At 58.8% G+C, this 15,740-nt stretch carries 13 protein-coding genes; 10 read left to right on the top strand and 3 right to left on the bottom strand.

Annotated features, from left to right (window positions below):
* Positions 1-105: 105 nt before the first annotated feature.
* The gene (locus tag DXD56_RS09965; protein WP_147325184.1) at positions 106-573 is read right to left on the bottom strand and encodes a hypothetical protein; all 468 of its coding nucleotides are present in this window, start codon (positions 571-573) and stop codon (positions 106-108) included.
* Between the two features lie 277 nt (positions 574-850).
* On the opposite strand from DXD56_RS09965, the gene DXD56_RS05570 reads away from it, so the two are divergent.
* A complete protein-coding gene (locus tag DXD56_RS05570) occupies positions 851-1,282 on the top strand; it encodes an Hsp20/alpha crystallin family protein (RefSeq protein WP_117640477.1) in 432 nt (143 codons plus the stop codon).
* Positions 1,283-1,364: 82 nt separating this feature from the next.
* Here DXD56_RS05570 and DXD56_RS05565 read toward each other — a convergent pair whose 3' ends face one another.
* A complete protein-coding gene (locus DXD56_RS05565; protein WP_117640476.1) occupies positions 1,365-2,174 on the bottom strand; it encodes an MBL fold metallo-hydrolase in 810 nt (269 codons plus the stop codon).
* Positions 2,175-2,222: 48 nt separating this feature from the next.
* Between DXD56_RS05565 and tilS the strand changes: the two genes are divergently transcribed.
* The 5 genes from tilS (at position 2,223) to DXD56_RS05540 (ending at position 8,941) form a co-directional block, all read left to right on the top strand.
* Positions 2,223-3,764 carry a tRNA lysidine(34) synthetase TilS gene (gene tilS, locus DXD56_RS05560; protein ID WP_199411548.1) on the top strand — a complete coding sequence of 514 codons (1,542 nt, stop codon included), beginning with the start codon at positions 2,223-2,225 and terminating at the stop codon, positions 3,762-3,764.
* Between the two features lie 147 nt (positions 3,765-3,911).
* Positions 3,912-4,460: a hypoxanthine phosphoribosyltransferase gene (gene hpt / locus DXD56_RS05555; protein WP_055251779.1), complete on the top strand. Its 549-nt coding sequence runs from the start codon at positions 3,912-3,914 to the stop codon at positions 4,458-4,460.
* Between the two features lie 61 nt (positions 4,461-4,521).
* Entirely contained in the window at positions 4,522-6,600 is a 2,079-nt protein-coding gene (gene ftsH / locus DXD56_RS05550) for an ATP-dependent zinc metalloprotease FtsH (RefSeq protein ID WP_255413183.1), read from the top strand.
* Positions 6,601-6,769: 169 nt separating this feature from the next.
* The gene (locus DXD56_RS05545) at positions 6,770-7,960 is read left to right on the top strand and encodes a pyridoxal phosphate-dependent aminotransferase (RefSeq protein WP_117640474.1); all 1,191 of its coding nucleotides are present in this window, start codon (positions 6,770-6,772) and stop codon (positions 7,958-7,960) included.
* Between the two features lie 159 nt (positions 7,961-8,119).
* Positions 8,120-8,941, top strand: a complete 822-nt coding sequence (locus DXD56_RS05540; protein ID WP_117640473.1) for a phosphatase — start codon at positions 8,120-8,122, stop codon at positions 8,939-8,941.
* A 65-nt stretch (positions 8,942-9,006) separates the two neighbouring features.
* Here the strand turns inward: DXD56_RS05540 and rlmD are convergent, their stop codons facing one another.
* Entirely contained in the window at positions 9,007-10,455 is a 1,449-nt protein-coding gene (gene rlmD, locus DXD56_RS05535) for a 23S rRNA (uracil(1939)-C(5))-methyltransferase RlmD (RefSeq protein WP_117640472.1), read from the bottom strand.
* 337 nt (positions 10,456-10,792) lie between these two features.
* Between rlmD and DXD56_RS05530 the strand changes: the two genes are divergently transcribed.
* The 4 genes from DXD56_RS05530 to DXD56_RS05510 all read left to right on the top strand — a co-directional run bounded on the left by DXD56_RS05530 (position 10,793) and on the right by DXD56_RS05510 (position 15,594).
* Positions 10,793-11,653 (top strand): transporter substrate-binding domain-containing protein, encoded by an 861-nt coding sequence (locus DXD56_RS05530; protein WP_117640471.1) that lies wholly within the window; start codon positions 10,793-10,795, stop codon positions 11,651-11,653.
* A 150-nt stretch (positions 11,654-11,803) separates the two neighbouring features.
* Positions 11,804-12,457: an amino acid ABC transporter permease gene (locus tag DXD56_RS05525; RefSeq protein ID WP_117806870.1), complete on the top strand. Its 654-nt coding sequence runs from the start codon at positions 11,804-11,806 to the stop codon at positions 12,455-12,457.
* Positions 12,450-13,214, top strand: coding sequence for an amino acid ABC transporter ATP-binding protein (locus DXD56_RS05520; protein ID WP_117640470.1), 765 nt, complete (start codon positions 12,450-12,452; stop codon positions 13,212-13,214). Before DXD56_RS05525 ends, DXD56_RS05520 begins: the two co-directional genes overlap by 8 nt.
* 304 nt (positions 13,215-13,518) lie before the next feature.
* A complete protein-coding gene (locus DXD56_RS05510; protein WP_117640468.1) occupies positions 13,519-15,594 on the top strand; it encodes a translation factor GTPase family protein in 2,076 nt (691 codons plus the stop codon).
* Positions 15,595-15,740 lie beyond the last annotated feature (146 nt).

Here is a 15,740-nt window from a genome sequence, read left to right as displayed (position 1 = left end):
CTGAAGAAGGGGGAGGCCTCGCGGCCTCCCCCTTTTTTGCGCTAATACATCACAATGTAGTTGCATTTCACCTGTAACCCGGTTGGGCTTATGGGTAATGAGCTTTTATTTAAAGACAATAAATCGAATCACAAGGGCAACTGCTACAACCACAATGATCAAAAGCAAGAATTGGAGTCGATGCTGCCTACGTCGTTTACTTGATGAAACGAAGATCGTTTTCCCTTGTTTTGGCGTCTCGAGATAACGAGCCGAATGCGTTAAGGTTTGCTTAGGTCGAGGACCTCTTTGATGCCGAGTTACGGGCTTTTTCGTCGGATCGTCATTGATTGCGCTGTTTTTTGATAATGGCGCATCTTTCAGACATACGGGATCGCCCGATGCGACGCCCATATGCTTACGCCCCGTTTGGGCATCCTCCAGCGTTCGATATCGATTTCTTGTCACATACTCGGGCTCTGGATCATTAATGGGCTCTTGCGAGATGTGAGGGCGATGGAACCGTGACGGCTGCTTGGAAGTATCTTCCCCCTGCGTCGGCATAAACATATTGTTCTGGTTTTGGTCGTCCATGATGCCCTTTAGCTCGTTACCAACAACGCGTATGCGCTCATTGTAAGCCCCTTGTTATTTGTAGCTGTGGACATACTCGTAATTTAAGCTCTGGTTCAAAGAACCTTAACCTTCCTAAAACCTTAGTCGGATGCACTTAGATATACTTATAGTACTGGACTTAAAAAACTTTATAGTCGGTGTATATATGAGCACCGGGTGGGCATATATATGAGCGTCAAAAGAAGTCCCAGTCACCTAGAAGATGACTCGGCAGTCCTATAAAGGAGTGGTAAACATGGCAAGCATGGTTCCTTATCGTTCGGTTTTTGGCGTTCGTCCCTCTGCAAGCTCGTTGTTCGATCTGTTTGATGATATGAGTGATCTGGCGAACAGCTCTATTGCCTCTAAGGCGTTCCCCATTGATGTTGAGGATAAGGGCGATGGCTATGAGGTCAAGGCTTATCTGACCGGCGTCGCCAAGGACGATATCGATGTCGAGCTTAACGAGGGCCGTCTGTCCATTAGCGTGAATGTCGAGGAAGACGAGGAGAACGAGGGCAAGAACTTCCTGCAGAAGGAGTTCAGCTCGTACAGCGCAACTCGTGGCGTGTATCTAAAGGACGCTTCGAGCGAGGGCCTCTCGGCTAAGTACGCTGACGGCATCCTGACCGTTACGGTTCCCAAGATCGTCGAGAAGAAGAACGTTACGAAGATCTCCATCGACTAACTTCGTTGGCGTTCTGTGCTATTAAGAGATAACAAAAGGGGCTGGGAAGCGATTCCCGGCCCCTTTTGCTGTCTAGGACAGTCTATTGAATGGTTGCCGGCTGATACTGACTCGCAGGGCGTATCGAGAGTTTTCGCGATCCTTGGAGAAGGGTTGCGGAGCTGCCGACCTCGTCATCCAGGGTTGCGGCCAGAGCTTTGGCATAGCTTTTGACGGTAAGGCTCGGACGATTGTTATCTTGGCTGATATGCATGGCAATGAGCTGTTCGGTGCGATCGGTAACAAGTTCGCGCGCGGCTTCGGCGGCTTGACCATTGGAGAGGTGTCCCCTTGCAGACAGGATGCGCTCCTGAAGAAAGCGGGGATATTCTCCCTCGCGCAGCATGGCCACATCGTGGTTGCTTTCGAGCGCGAGGACTCGACAATCTTTGAGGGTGTTCATGGCTTGGCTCGATAGCTCTCCGGTGTCGGTGGCAAACCCAATGGAATCATCGAGAGCATTGAATCGATAGCCGACCGGATTGATAACATCGTGTGATGTTGAGTAGGTTTGCACGTGGATGCCGGCAATGGATAGGGCGTCACCGGGATCGAATTCCTCGACAAGCAAATGCGAAAGATTTTCTTTGCTCGAAAGAGTGCCCCTGCTGGCAAAGAGGGGGCCGTGCCAGTGCTTGCTCCAGACATCGAGACCTTTGATGTGGTCGCTGTGCTCATGAGTGATGAGAAGAGCCGAGACGTTGTCTGCCGAGAGCCCCAGTTCTGCCATGCGCTTTAATGTCTCGCGGCGAGAAAGACCGTCGTCAATCATGATGAGCCCCCGGGGGCCTTCGATGAGCGCGCAGTTGCCTTTTGAGCCGCTGCCAAGGATATGAAGGTGCAGACGAGACATAAGATTCCAAAGGATACAATGGGTGCGAACGAATAGAGGAGGAAGCAAATGCCAACGGTATCTCAGCATTATGGACACCATGCTGCATCGTGGGCCGATGATAAAGCCCTGGCGACGCGGCAGACGGCTGCCCCCGTGGTGCTCATGGTATCAGGTGGTGCGGACTCGACGGCTTTGCTTCTTATGGCATGCACATCAAAGTTGGATATTCTGGATGGGCGTGGTGTGGCCCCCATCGCGCGCGAGCGACTGCACGTGCTGCATGTGAACCATCATCTGCGCGGCGAGGCATCCGATGGCGACGAGGCCTTTGTGCGCGGCCTATGCGCACAATATGGCTTGCCGCTGTGTGTTGAGCATGCCTATTTTGATGATGAATCGGGCAATATCGAGGCGGCTGCCCGTGAGGTGCGCTATGCCGCGGCGCGGAGGTATGTTCGCGAGCTCTGCGCCCAGACGGGGGCACCGCGAACGGCGGCTCGTATCTGCACCGCACACACGTCTTCGGATCGCGCGGAAACGTTTTTGATGAACGCGATTAAGGGTTCGGGGCCCGCTGGTCTATCGAGCATTCCTCGCCGGAGGAATATCGTGGTGCGTCCCTTGCTCGACCTGACCCATGGTGAGCTCGTGGGCTATCTGCAGGTGCATGGTCAGCCGTGGCGAGAGGACGAGAGCAACGAGGACGTGTCGTACTTGCGTAACTACGTGCGCCATCGAGTGATGCCGGTGGTGGCGCAGCGCAACGCGAGCGTCTGTAAGACGATTGGCGCCGCCTGCGAAATCTTAGGCGATGAGGACGCCTTTCTTTCCCAGCTTTCCGCACAGGCGTTTCGAAGCTGTCTGCGTAAGGAGGCGGCGGGTGCACTGGTCCTTGACGCTCGCCGACTGGCCGCGGCCGAGGTGGTGATCGCTCGGCGCATGGTGCGACTGGCAATTAAGCGTATCGACCCCGACGCTCGCCCGGAGATGCGGCATGTGGAGCGCGTGCTCGCCTGTGTCGCCGAAGGATCGGGTTCGGTCACGCTGCCGGCGGGAATCGATGCGCGCGTGGAGTTTGGCATGCTGTCATTCAAGGCTCCGGCGGCGCGCGAGGGGTTAGTTGCCGATTGGGTCACCATTCCCGGTCGATTGCCGCTGGGGGCGGGCCGCATCCTGGTGGCAGAGCCGATGGCCGTCGAGCCGGGGTGTGATATCGTGCGCCGTGCCCGCGAACTCGCGGGTGCCGGAGGGGCGGCCGCTATGGTGGATGCCGCGACGCTGGGCTTTGCCGATCGCGATAGCGAACGGATGCTCGCCGGCTCGCGCGGGGAGATTCCCACCGAGGCGCGTTTGGCGCGTCTGTGGGTAGACGGTCCCGCGCCGGGGGATGTGATGTGTCCGTTGGGCATGAGTGGGCGAAGTAAGAAGGTATCCGACCTGCTCAACGAGGCTCGTATTCCCGTTTCTGAGCGCGCAGGCGTTCCTGTGGTGAGAACGGCTCCGGGAGGTGCCGTGGTATGGGTCGCAGGCGTTCGCACGGACGAGCGTTTTAAATGCACGGCCGCAACGCGCGTGGCATATCTGCTTCGTGTGGTCGATGCGGAATAGTGCCTTGCGCCTACTATTCTGTGCGACGTTGACGGTATTCCCGCGCTGATGGCGCACGGGCTGGTAAATATACCCCGTGCGCTGCTAGAATGTGTAGTTCGCGTCCATACGGCGGTGTGTGGGCGATAAGCACAAGAAAGGGTTGTCATGGCTTCTCAACATCCGGATATCGAGAAGGTTCTGTTTACGCAGGAGGATATCGACGGTATCGTCTCTCGCCTAGGCGAGCAGATTACGCGCGACTACGCGGGTAAGGATCTGGTGCTGATTGCGGTCCTGCGCGGCGCCGTGGTCTTTATGGGCGACCTGATGCGTAAGATCGAGCTGCCGACCAACATCGATTTCATGGCTGTTTCGAGCTATGGCGACGGTGTGAAGTCCTCGGGTATCGTGCGTATCATTAAGGACCTGGATATCGACATCCGCGGTCGCGACGTGCTGATCGTCGAGGACATTCTGGACTCGGGCCTGACGCTCAAGTACCTGATGAAGAACCTCGAGAGCCGCAAGCCCGCTTCTCTGGAGGTTGCCGCCTTCCTGTGGAAGGACGTTGAGGACCGTACCTCGGCCGTCACGCCCAAGTATGTTGGAACCCATTGCCCCGATGCCTTTGTGGTGGGCTACGGCCTCGACTATGCCGAGCGCTATCGCAACCTTCCGTATCTGGGCATTTTGAAACCGGAGGTTTATTCGTAAGATGCCCGACGACCGTAACGATAACAATTCCCAGACTCCCCGGGAACCTAAGATCCCGGGGATGCCCGGAGGCAAGAAGCCCACGCGTACGGGCTGGCTGTATTTTATTTTGGCTTGCGCGCTTCTGGGCTATGCCTTCTTTAACATGGGCTCCGGCTTTGCCAATTCCAGCAATACCGTAAAGCTCGCGACGAGCGAGATGGTCAACGCCATTAAGCAGGATCGCGTCGAAGATTTGACCTATACGGTTCAAGACGGAAGCGTGGCGGGTCATTACTGGAAGACAAAAAAGGACAAGGGCGATACGAGCGAGCTCAAAAGCTTCTCCTCGACCTATGTCGGCTCCGATTCGCTTGCCGAGCTTATGGCGGAGCACCCCGATACCAAGTACATCGTCAACACCAACGATCCCGATTTTTGGGGCGACCTGGCGATGAGCGTGCTACCGACGATTGCCCTGATTGCCATCATGTTCTACTTTATGCGCCAGATGATGGGTGCCAACAACAGGAACATGCAGTTTGGCAAGACCAACGCCAAGACCAACGAGGCCACGCGCCCCAAGGTTAAGTTCGAGGACGTTGCCGGCGTGGACGAGGCAGTCGAGGAGCTCGAGGAGATCCGTGACTTTTTGAGCGATCCGGATCGCTATCGCAAGCTGGGCGCCAAGATCCCGCGTGGCGTGTTGCTGGTGGGCCCTCCGGGCACCGGTAAAACGCTGCTGGCCAAGGCCGTTGCCGGCGAGGCGGGCGTGCCGTTCTTTAGCATCTCGGGTTCCGACTTTGTCGAGATGTTCGTGGGTGTCGGCGCCAGCCGCGTGCGTGACCTCTTTAAGGAGGCCAAGTCCCAGGCCCCGTCGATCATCTTTATCGACGAGATCGATGCCGTGGGACGTCAGCGCGGAGCCGGTCTGGGCGGCGGTCACGACGAGCGCGAGCAGACGCTCAACCAGCTGCTGGTCGAGATGGACGGTTTTGAGGAAAGCGAGTCGGTCATCCTGATCGCCGCGACCAACCGTCCTGATATCCTGGATCCGGCATTGCTGCGTCCCGGTCGTTTTGACCGTCAGGTTACGGTCGACCGTCCGGATGTGAAGGGCCGCGAGCAGATCTTGCGCGTGCATGCCGAGAACAAGCCGATGGACGAGGACGTGAAGTTTGAGAAGCTCGCCCAGATGACCGTTGGCTTCACCGGCGCCGATCTGGCAAATCTGCTCAACGAGTCTGCGCTGCTGGCTGCCCGCCGCCATCGTTCCGTGATCTCGATGGACGAGGTCGAGGAGTCGATGGAGCGCGTGATTGCCGGTCCGCAGCGCAAGGGTCGCGTGATGACCGAGGCCGAGCGCACCACGATTGCCTACCACGAGAGCGGTCACGCCCTGGTGGGCCACATCCTGGAGCATTCCGATCCGGTTCATAAGATTTCGATTGTCAGCCGCGGCCAGGCTCTGGGCTACACGCTGCAGCTTCCGCAGGAGGATCACTTCCTCAAGACCAAGAACGAGATGCTCGACGAGCTCGCCGTGTTCTTGGGCGGTCGCGTTGCCGAGGAACTCATGTGCGACGACATCACGTCGGGCGCGAGCAACGATCTGGAGCGCGCAACCAAGATGGCGCGCGAGATGGTCACGCGCCTGGGCATGAGCGAGGAGCTTGGAACGCAGGTGTTTGGTGAGGCGCAGCATCAAGTATTCCTGGGCCGCGATTACGCCGATCACCAGGATTACTCCGAGGAGACGGCGCGCCGCATCGATATCGAGGTTCAGCGCATTATGCGTGAGGCCCATCGTCGTGCGGTCGAGATCCTGGACGCCCGTCGCGATCAGCTCGATCTGATGGCGAAGGTGCTGCTTGAGCGCGAGACCGTCGAAGGCGACGCCGTGAACGCCCTGCTCGACAACGAGTGGGACGCCTACCTTGAGCGCGAGGGCGATATCCTGGCGGCCAAGGAGGAGCGCAATGCCAAGGCTGCCGGTATGCCGACCAAGAAGCGCGCGCCGCGCATGAGCGAGGAGGAGCTTGCGGCGGACGCTGCGGCATTTGCGCAGGCGGCTATGCAGGAAGATGCCGAAGTCGCATCCGATGATGCCGACGATGACTGTGCCGTCAATGCCGGTGCCGACACCGACGACGACAAATAGTCTTTGTGGCGAAAGCCTCCGCGGGGAAACCTGCGGAGGCTTTTTCTTCATTGATTGGGGGCAGACTTAAATGAGCGTTTTCACGCATTTAAGTCTGTCCCCAATCAACATTGCTGCGGCGCTTTGCCCGACTAAAGCGTACAATAGCGCCTATGCGAAAGGGGAACAGATGATCAACGAAACTATGTATGCTCGCGGTGCGGAAAGCTCCATCATCCGCGAGATTTTTAGCTATGGCCTTGAGCGCAAGGCGCAAATCGGCGCGGAAAACGTGTTCGATTTTTCGCTGGGCAACCCGAGCGTTCCTGCTCCCGCTGCCGTCGCGGAGTCCATCAAAAAGGCGCTTGAACTGCCGAGCGAGCAGCTGCACGGATACACGCCCGCTCCGGGCCTGCCGCAGTGCCGTACCGCCGTGGCTGAGTCTCTTAACCGTCGCTTCGGTACGAGCTATGAGGGCAAGGATGTCTTTATGACCGTGGGCGCGGCGGCTTCGCTCACCTGCACGCTCAATGCCGTTACGAACCCGGGTGACGAGGTCATTGTTATCGCCCCGTACTTCCCGGAGTATCGCGTGTGGATTGAGAAGGCCGGCTGTACGTGCGTCGAGGCGCTCGCCGATGAAGATACGTTCCAGCTGAGCGTGGATAACGTGCTCAAGGCGATTACCGACAAGACGGCAGCTGTCATCATCGACTCACCGAATAACCCGACGGGCGCCGTGTATACGCGCGATACCCTGACGCGACTGGCCAATGTTTTATGCGAGGTCAACGCCAAGCGCGATCCCGAGAATCCGATCATGCTTATCTCGGATGAGCCGTATCGCGAGATTGTCTATGGCGCCGAGGTGCCTTGGGTGCCTTCGATCTACGAGCACACCATCGTGTGTTACTCGTATTCCAAGTCGCTTTCGCTACCGGGCGAGCGCGTCGGGTGGATCTTGGTTCCCGATACGAATCCTCAGGCAGCCCGTCTAATGCCCGCCGTTGCCGGTGCCGCCCGTACGCTGGGCTTCGTGTGCGCACCGGCGCTCTTCCAGCGCGTGATTATCGATTGCATCGATGAGCCGAGTGACGTTGAGGCCTATGCACGCAACCGCACCGCGCTTACCGATGCACTGGCGGAGTATGGCTACACCTATGTTGAGCCGGATGGTGCATTCTACCTGTGGGTGAAGGCGTTGGAGCCCGATGCGAACGCCTTCTGCGAGCGCGCGAAGAAGTACGAACTGCTCGCAGTGCCTTCGGATAGCTTTGGCATGCCGGGCTGGTTCCGCCTTGGCTACTGTGTGAGCTACGAGACTATCGTCAATTCGTTGCCTGCCTGGAAGCAACTGGCCGACGAATATCGTCGAAAGTAAAGCGCTCTGCTTACAATGTTTTACGTGAAACGGGGTTTGGTTTTAAGCCAGACCCCGTTGTCTATGCCGTTGTGTGATTGGGATGAAGCAGTTTTACGACTGCCGAAAGCTATGCGTACAATGAATATACGCGACGGCCATACTGGACAAGGAGACCCGATGCCCTACCTTCTTTCTTGTGATATTCATACTCATACGATGTTCTCTGCGCATGCGTACTCAACCATCGAGGAGAACATCTATTGGGCGGCAGAGCGCGGCCTTCAGGTGCTCGGTTCAGCCGATCATTTAAGCTCGATGGTTACGCCTTGTCCCAATGACCTGCGCAGTTTCCAATTCTTTATTAACCAGGATATCTGGCCGCGCATTTGGAGCGGCGTGCTGGTGCTTCGCGGCGCCGAGGCCGATATCGTTTCGCTGGACGGCAGCCTGTTTGGCGAGGACATTCCCGTTTCGCTCGATATCGCCGGCGATTCGTATAGTCATGAGCATTCGCTGTTCGATTTGGTGACGCGTAATTTGGATTATTTGGTGGCAAGCGTGCATAATCCGCAGATTGCTGAAGGCGCGACGCTCGCCCAGACGACCGAGATGTATATCAATGCCCTGGAGCACCCCAAGGTGTTCATGCTGGGCCACACGGGTCGCGCCGGTGTTCCCTTTGATATCGATGAGGTGCTGCTGGCGGCCAAGGCCAAGCACAAGATAATCGAGGTCAACAACCACAGCCTTGAGCATGGCAACGATGCTGAGCATTGGGACGTGTGCCGCAAGATCGCCGAGCGCTGCGCCGAGCTGGGCGTGGGCATTGGCGTGTCGACTGATGCGCACATTGGCATGGCAATTGGCAAGCTCGACCACGCCCGCAAGATGCTCGACGAGATTCATTTCCCGCTGGATTTGATCGTGACACGCGACCGCGAGACGCTGCTTCGCGAGATGGCGGCAGCCGGCGTGTGTGACCTGCGCAAGGGGATGTAGCGGAGTTCATAAGCCAAGCGAAGGGGGCAGTCCAGACGGGCCGCCCCCTTTCTTGTGTCGGTGGATTAGCGGCGCTCGAGGACCGCGACGGTCTCGGTGTGGTCGGTGTGGGGGAACATGTCGACCGGCGTGATCTTGAGCAGGCGATAACCTCCGTCGAGGAGCTGGTGTAGGTCGCGCTCTTGGGTGACGGGATTGCAACTGATGTAGGTGATGCGGCGCGGCTTGAGTGCGCAAGCGGCTTCGAGGAACTCTGGTGTGGAGCCGGCACGTGGCGGGTCGATGGAGAGAACGTCAACGCGCTCGTTGTTATCGGCGGCGTCCAGGATGTAATCGGTGGCGTCGTCGGCCATAAACCAAGCGCTGCGGGGGAGGCCGTTGAGCTCGGCATTGCGACGTGCGTCGGCAATGCCCGCCGGGTTGCGCTCCACGCCGAGCAGCATAATGCCGACACCCCTGTCCTGGGCATCCTTCGCGGCGCACAGACCGATGGTGCCGCTGCCGCAGTACGCGTCCATAAGAATGTCACCATGCTGCAGGTCCATGCCGTCAATCGCAAGCTGATAGAGCAGCTCGGTCTGCTGTGGATTGGTCTGATAGAACGCGGTAGGGGAGATATCGAATTCGCAACCGAGCAGCTGGTCGCGCATGCACTCGGCGCCATAGACGATACGAGTCTCCTCACCCAAGATGGCGTTACCGGGACGGCCGTTGATATTTTGGGCGACGGTGACGATATGCGGATCGAGCGCCGCGACGGCCTCAAAGAACTCCTGCGCATGCGGTAAGTCACGCTGGGCGGTCACGAGCGTAACCATGACTTGGTCGGTGCGCCAACCGCAGCGGACGACGGCATAGCGAAGCAAACCAAGATGCTTGTCCTCATTAAAGGCGGGAATATGCAGCCGCTCAGCTTCGCGCGCGATGCCGTTGAGAATCTGACGGGCACCCGGCGCCTCGACAGGACACTCGGGTACGGCGACGATTTTGTGCGTGCCGCGCTCAAAAAAGCCACAGCGGACAGTGCCCTCCTTACCGGGTGCAAACGGAGTGGCAGCTTTATGACGAAAGCCACGCGGCGCAGGATATTTACCCGGGTCGCCCAGGGTGACGCCCATACCGCGAATAGGATCAACGGCGATACCCTCACGCTCGCAGAGCTCAGCAAACAGCTCCTCCATAGCAGCCTGCTTGGTCGCCAATTGCTTCTTATAAGGACGATTGAGCGCCGTGCACCCACCACAAGCCCGCATGATGGAACAAGGCGACTTGGGATCCACGATCTTTCGCGCAGGCTGAGCCGAATCCTTGCGTGAGTCCTTGGAACGAACGTGAGACGCTTTATCCCCGCCGTGACGAGAGCCAGAACGCTTGGTCTTAACCTTGCCTTTGGCCGACTTACCCTTCGCATCCTGAGATGGCTTGGATTTCTTAGAAGATTTTTTCTCCTCCGACCCCTCAGCCGCCTCGATCAAAGCACGACGAGCCTTACGCTCCGCACGAGATTCTGCCATCAATAACTCCACTAATTCATGAATTTAAGCTGCAAGTATTGTACCGTTCCAAGCCAGCAGACGATATGCAAGCGGTTTATTCGTGTTAGTGATAAGCCCAACGACGTTTGCCCGCCGGGTGCCGGGGCAGGGGTTAAGTTTGTCGCGAGTTCCGCACGAACAGGAGAGCACTTAATGTGCTCTCCGTCGTGAGCAGGACTGTAGAGCAGCAAACTTAACCCCTGCCCCGGCACCCGGCGGGCAAGCCCTCCCTTGTACTCCATCTCACTAAAGTGTATGATTCTGAACGTTACATGACTCACTTTACCTAACTAAAGTGCCATCAAGGGGGAATACCATGAATGCCGATATGTCTCGTCGTCAATTTGTTGGTCTAGCCGGTTCGCTTGCCACGGTGCTTGGCCTCGGCCTGGTAGGCTGCGGCGGTGGTGCCGGCAAGGGCTCCGCTGCTGGCTCTGCCGCGGCCAAGGATGTGAAGGGCGCTGCGGAGTCCAAGAAGCTCGTGGTGGGCTTTGACAAGTCCTACCCTCCGTACGGCTTTGTGGGCGACGATGGCGAGTACGCCGGTTTTGACCTCGATCTGGCTAAGGCCGTTGCCGATAAGCAGGGCTGGGATGTCGATTACGAGGCCATCGATTGGGATGCCAAGGACACGCTGCTCAACTCCGGCGCCATCAACTGCATCTGGAATGGCTTTACCATGGAGGGCCGCGAGGACGACTACACGTTCTCCGAGCCTTACATGCTCAACGAGCAGGTGCTCGTGGTCAAGAAGGACGCGGGTATCAAGAGCTGGGACGATCTTGCCGGCAAGACCGTGATTACCCAGACTGATTCCGCTGCGCAGGATGTGCTCGAGGGCGACCAGAAGGATCTGACCGCGACGTTTGCCACGCTCGATACCATCGGCGAGTACAACACGGCGTTTATGCAGCTCGAGAGTGGTGCAGTCGATGCCGTTGCCTGTGACCTCTCGATCGCTCAGTATCAGCTTGCCGCCAAGCCCGATGCCTATACGCAGCTCGACAAGCCGCTGTCCAGCGAGCACTACGCCGTTGGCTTCAAGAAGGGCGACACCAAGTCCGCCGATGCCGTGACCGAGTCGCTCAAGGCACTCTACGAGGATGGCACGGTCAAGGACCTCTGTGATAAATATGCAGATTACGGTCTTTCCTTCGACAACTGGGTTCTGAAATAGCGGCTTTCCCAGGCACCCGATTTTGCCGCTCAAACCGTCGCTTGCGTACATTTAGTACGCGGCGCTCCTCTTTCACGGCAAACTCGGGCACCTGGAAAACCCGCTTTAGCATTGGGTTCGCTGTTCCGTTACTGTGAAAGAGAGCTTGGGTTGTCTATTCAGGTCATGATGCAGATGCTTGGCCAGGGATTCTTGGTCAGTTTGCAGCTGTTTGTGCTGACGCTGCTGGGGTCGATTCCGCTGGGAATCCCCGTGGCGTTTATGCGCATGAGCAAAATTGCGCCGCTCCGCTGGATTGCGCGCATCTACATTTCGGTCATGCGCGGTACGCCGCTCATGTTGCAGATGTTTGCCATCTACTTTGCCCCGTACTACGTGTTTGGCATTTCGCTCACGCCCGATTCCAAGTGGACGGCGTGCGTCGTGGCGTTCATCATCAACTACGCCGGTTACTTTGCCGAGATCTATCGCTCGGGCCTGCAGTCCATTCCGCGCGGTCAATACGAGGCTGCCGAGGTGCTGGGCTACTCGCGCATGCAGACGTTTCTGTATATCGTGATGCCGCAGGTCGCCAAGCGCATTTTGCCGGCGATGGGCAACGAGATCATCACACTGGTCAAAGACACGTCGCTGGCGTTTGCCATTGGCGTGGGGGAGATGTTCTCGACGGCCAAGGCACTGGTCGCCTCGCAGGTGAGCATGGTGCCGTTTGCAATCGCGGCGCTGATTTACTGGGTCTTTAACTTTGTGGTCGAGATGCTGCTGGGCGCCGCCGAAAAGAAGCTGGACTATTATCATGACTAACTCGGTGATGAAAATCGAAAGCGCGCGCAAGGCGTTTGGTGGCAATGAGGTGCTCAAGGACATCTCGCTCGAGGTGAAGCGCGGCGAGGTCGTGGCGATTATCGGGCCTTCGGGCGGCGGTAAGTCCACGCTGCTGCGCTGTGCCACGCTGCTCGAGACGCTCGACGGCGGCTCGCTCTCGTTTGGCGACCTTGCCGTCGCGACGGATGCGGGTTCGGGCGCGATGTACGCAAAGGGCGATGTACCTAAACAGGCGCGCTCGCGGTTCGGTCTGGTGTTTCAGAACTACAATCTGTTCCCGCACTATACCGTGATGAAAAACATCACCGATGCACCGATCCGCGTGCTTAGGCGTCCGCGCGAGCAGGCGGAGGCCCGCGCACACGAGCTTATTGCACAGATGGGGCTTACGGGTAACGAGAACAAGGTACCCTGCGAGCTTTCGGGCGGTCAGCAGCAGCGCGTGAGTATTGCCCGCGCCCTGGCGCTCGACCCGGAAATCTTGTTCTTTGATGAGCCGACCTCGGCGCTCGATCCAGAGCTGACGGCTGAGGTGCTGCGCGTCATCAAGGATTTGGCCGCGCAGAATATGACGATGGTGATCGTGACGCACGCGATGCAGTTTGCCCGCGACGTTGCCGACCGCGTGGTCTTTATGGATGGCGGTCGTATTGTCGAGGAGGGTCCTGCCGAGCAGGTTATCGATCATCCGCGCGAGCAGCGTACACGCGAGTTCTTGAGCCGTATCGAGGGATAGGCTCAGCTATTTGCTCAACTATTAATTGAGGTGATGCCGCCGCAGGTCTTATGACCTGTGGCGGTTTTTTGCATCCGCGGGGTTCAATAATCGCCTCGCAAGCTCGCTCTCTCCTCTCGCCGCCCGTATCCATACGCGTGCCGAAAGGTCTGCATGGACAGGCGACTGCAAGGGTAGGGTGGTGGCATAGGACATTTGGAGGGTGAGCCGGCTCGGCTGCCGACCATGCTGCTCCCGGGACGGCATCGACCGCGAACTCTCCCCGTTGGCGTCGCGCATCGCGCGACCCTGCAAGGAGGTCATCATGGGTGCTCCCAAGACCGGCAACGTAAGGAACGTGGTGCTCGTAGGCCAAGGCGGGGTGGGCAAGACTTCACTCGCCGAGGCCATGCTCCACCTTTCCGGTAAGACCGCCCGCCTGGGCGGCCACGACGGCACCAAGCCCACGCTCGACTATGACCCCGAAGAGGTTAAGCGTGCGTTTTCCATCTCGACGACCATCGCGCCGATTGACTGGAAGGGCGCCCGCATCAACGTGCTCGATGCCCCGTGCTACCCCGATTTTATCGGCGACGCCTTTGCCGCGATGAGCGTCTGCGAGACGGCGCTGTTTGTGGTCGACGCCGAGGCCGGCCCGCAGCCTACGACGGTTAAGCTCTGGTATGCCGCCGAGGACCTGCGTCTGGCGCGTGCGGTATTCGTAAACCGCCTGTCGCGCTCCGAGGCCAGCTTTGCGACCACCATGGAACTGCTGCAGGAGCGCTTTGGTACGCGACTGGGCGCCGTGACTCTTCCCTGGGGCGAGGGCGAGGATTTTGACGGCATCATCGACCTGGTGCGCATGAAGGCGCGCCACTGCAACGGCACCGAAGCCGTTGAGTCGGAGATTCCCGAGGAGTATCGTGCCCAGGCCGAGGAGGCCCACGACCATCTTTGCGAGTTGGTGGCCGAGGCCGACGATGAGCTGATGATGAAGTACCTGGAAGGCGAGGAGACGCTGACGCAGGAGGAGCTTGAGGGCCTGCTGTCCAAAGCGATCGCTGAGCGCATCTTTGTGCCGGTCTTTGCGGGCGATTGCATTAAGGAGCAGGGCGTCAACTCGCTGATGGACGACATCGCCACGTACTTCCCGGCGCCGACTGACTACGGCGAGATGCCGCTCATCGACGGCGACTCGCTCAAGATCTCGAGCGACGATGACCGTCCGGTGGCATTTGTGTTTAAGACGCTAGCCGACCCGCAGCAGGGCCGCATCAGCTTTATCAAGGTGCTGACGGGCACGCTTGAGCCGGGCCTCGAGCTGATCAACGCGCGTACCCGCAAGAGCGATCGTCTGGCTCACCTGTATGTGATGTGCGGCCGCGACATGACCGAGGTCGGTCACGCCTATGCCGGCGACATTATCGTGGCGCCCAAGTTGGCGGCAGAGACGGGTGACACGCTCTCCATTACCGGTAAGGTCGAGGCGGCGGCGTTTAAGTTCCCCAACTCGCAGTACCGCATTGCCATCGAGGCCGAGAATCGCGGCGACGAAGAGAAGCTCTACACGTTTATCGAGAAGGCTTGCAAGGCCGATCCGACCATGAGCATCGACCGTGACGAGGAGACGGGCCAGACTATCATCTCCGCCGTGGGCGAGGCGCAGGTTTCGGTGCTGCTCAACCGTTTGGAGGATCGCACCAAGGTCGTGGCCAAAAGCGTGCCGATCCGCATTCCGTATCGCGAGACCATCCGCCGCACGGCAAGCGCCCAGGGTCGCCACAAGAAGCAGACCGGCGGCGCCGGTCAGTACGGCGACTGCTGGCTGCGCGTGGAGCCGCTCATTGGGCCCGACGGCACGAGCGACGGCTATGAGTTTGTTGACGAGGTCGTGGGTGGCCGCATCCCGCGCTCGCTGATTCCCGCCGTGGACAAGGGCGTCCAGGAGACCATGAAGGACGGTATTATTGCCGGCTACCCGCTCACGGGCATTCGCGTCGCGGTGTACGACGGTTCGTATCACAGCGTCGACTCCAACGAGATGGCGTTCCGCGCGGCGGCTCGCATCGGCCTGCGCAAGGCATGCGCCGATGCCGATCCAGTGGTGCTGGAGCCTATCGAGGAAATCACGGTGACGATCCCCGAGAGCTACGCCGGCGCCGTGATGGGCGACATCTCGGCCTCGCGCGGTCGCGTGACGGGCATGGAGACCGATGAGCGCGGCGATACCGTGGTCATTGCCCAAGCGCCGCTGGCCGAGCTGACGGATTACTCGACGCGCCTGCGCTCCATCACGCGCGGCACGGGCGACTTTACCATGAAGCCCGCGGGCTATGAGCAGGTGCCCTATGACGTTCAGGCCAAGCTGGTCGAGCGCTATGAGGAGGGCCGCGCCAAGTAACTAGACGATAAAAAACCGCCGCGATGGGGTAGTTCCGTTGTGGCGGCTTTTTTGGCGGGCGAGGTGCCCGCCCCAGCATCTGTGGGGCGGGCACCTTTTTGTGCCGTTGCAGTAGAAAAAGTCCTCCTTTGCTAGAATAAACGTAT

The organism is Collinsella sp. TM06-3, from assembly GCF_003436395.1.
GTDB lineage: Bacteria > Actinomycetota > Coriobacteriia > Coriobacteriales > Coriobacteriaceae > Collinsella.
Note: the sequence above shows the minus strand (reverse complement) of the source record. Positions and strands in the feature narration are given on the sequence as shown.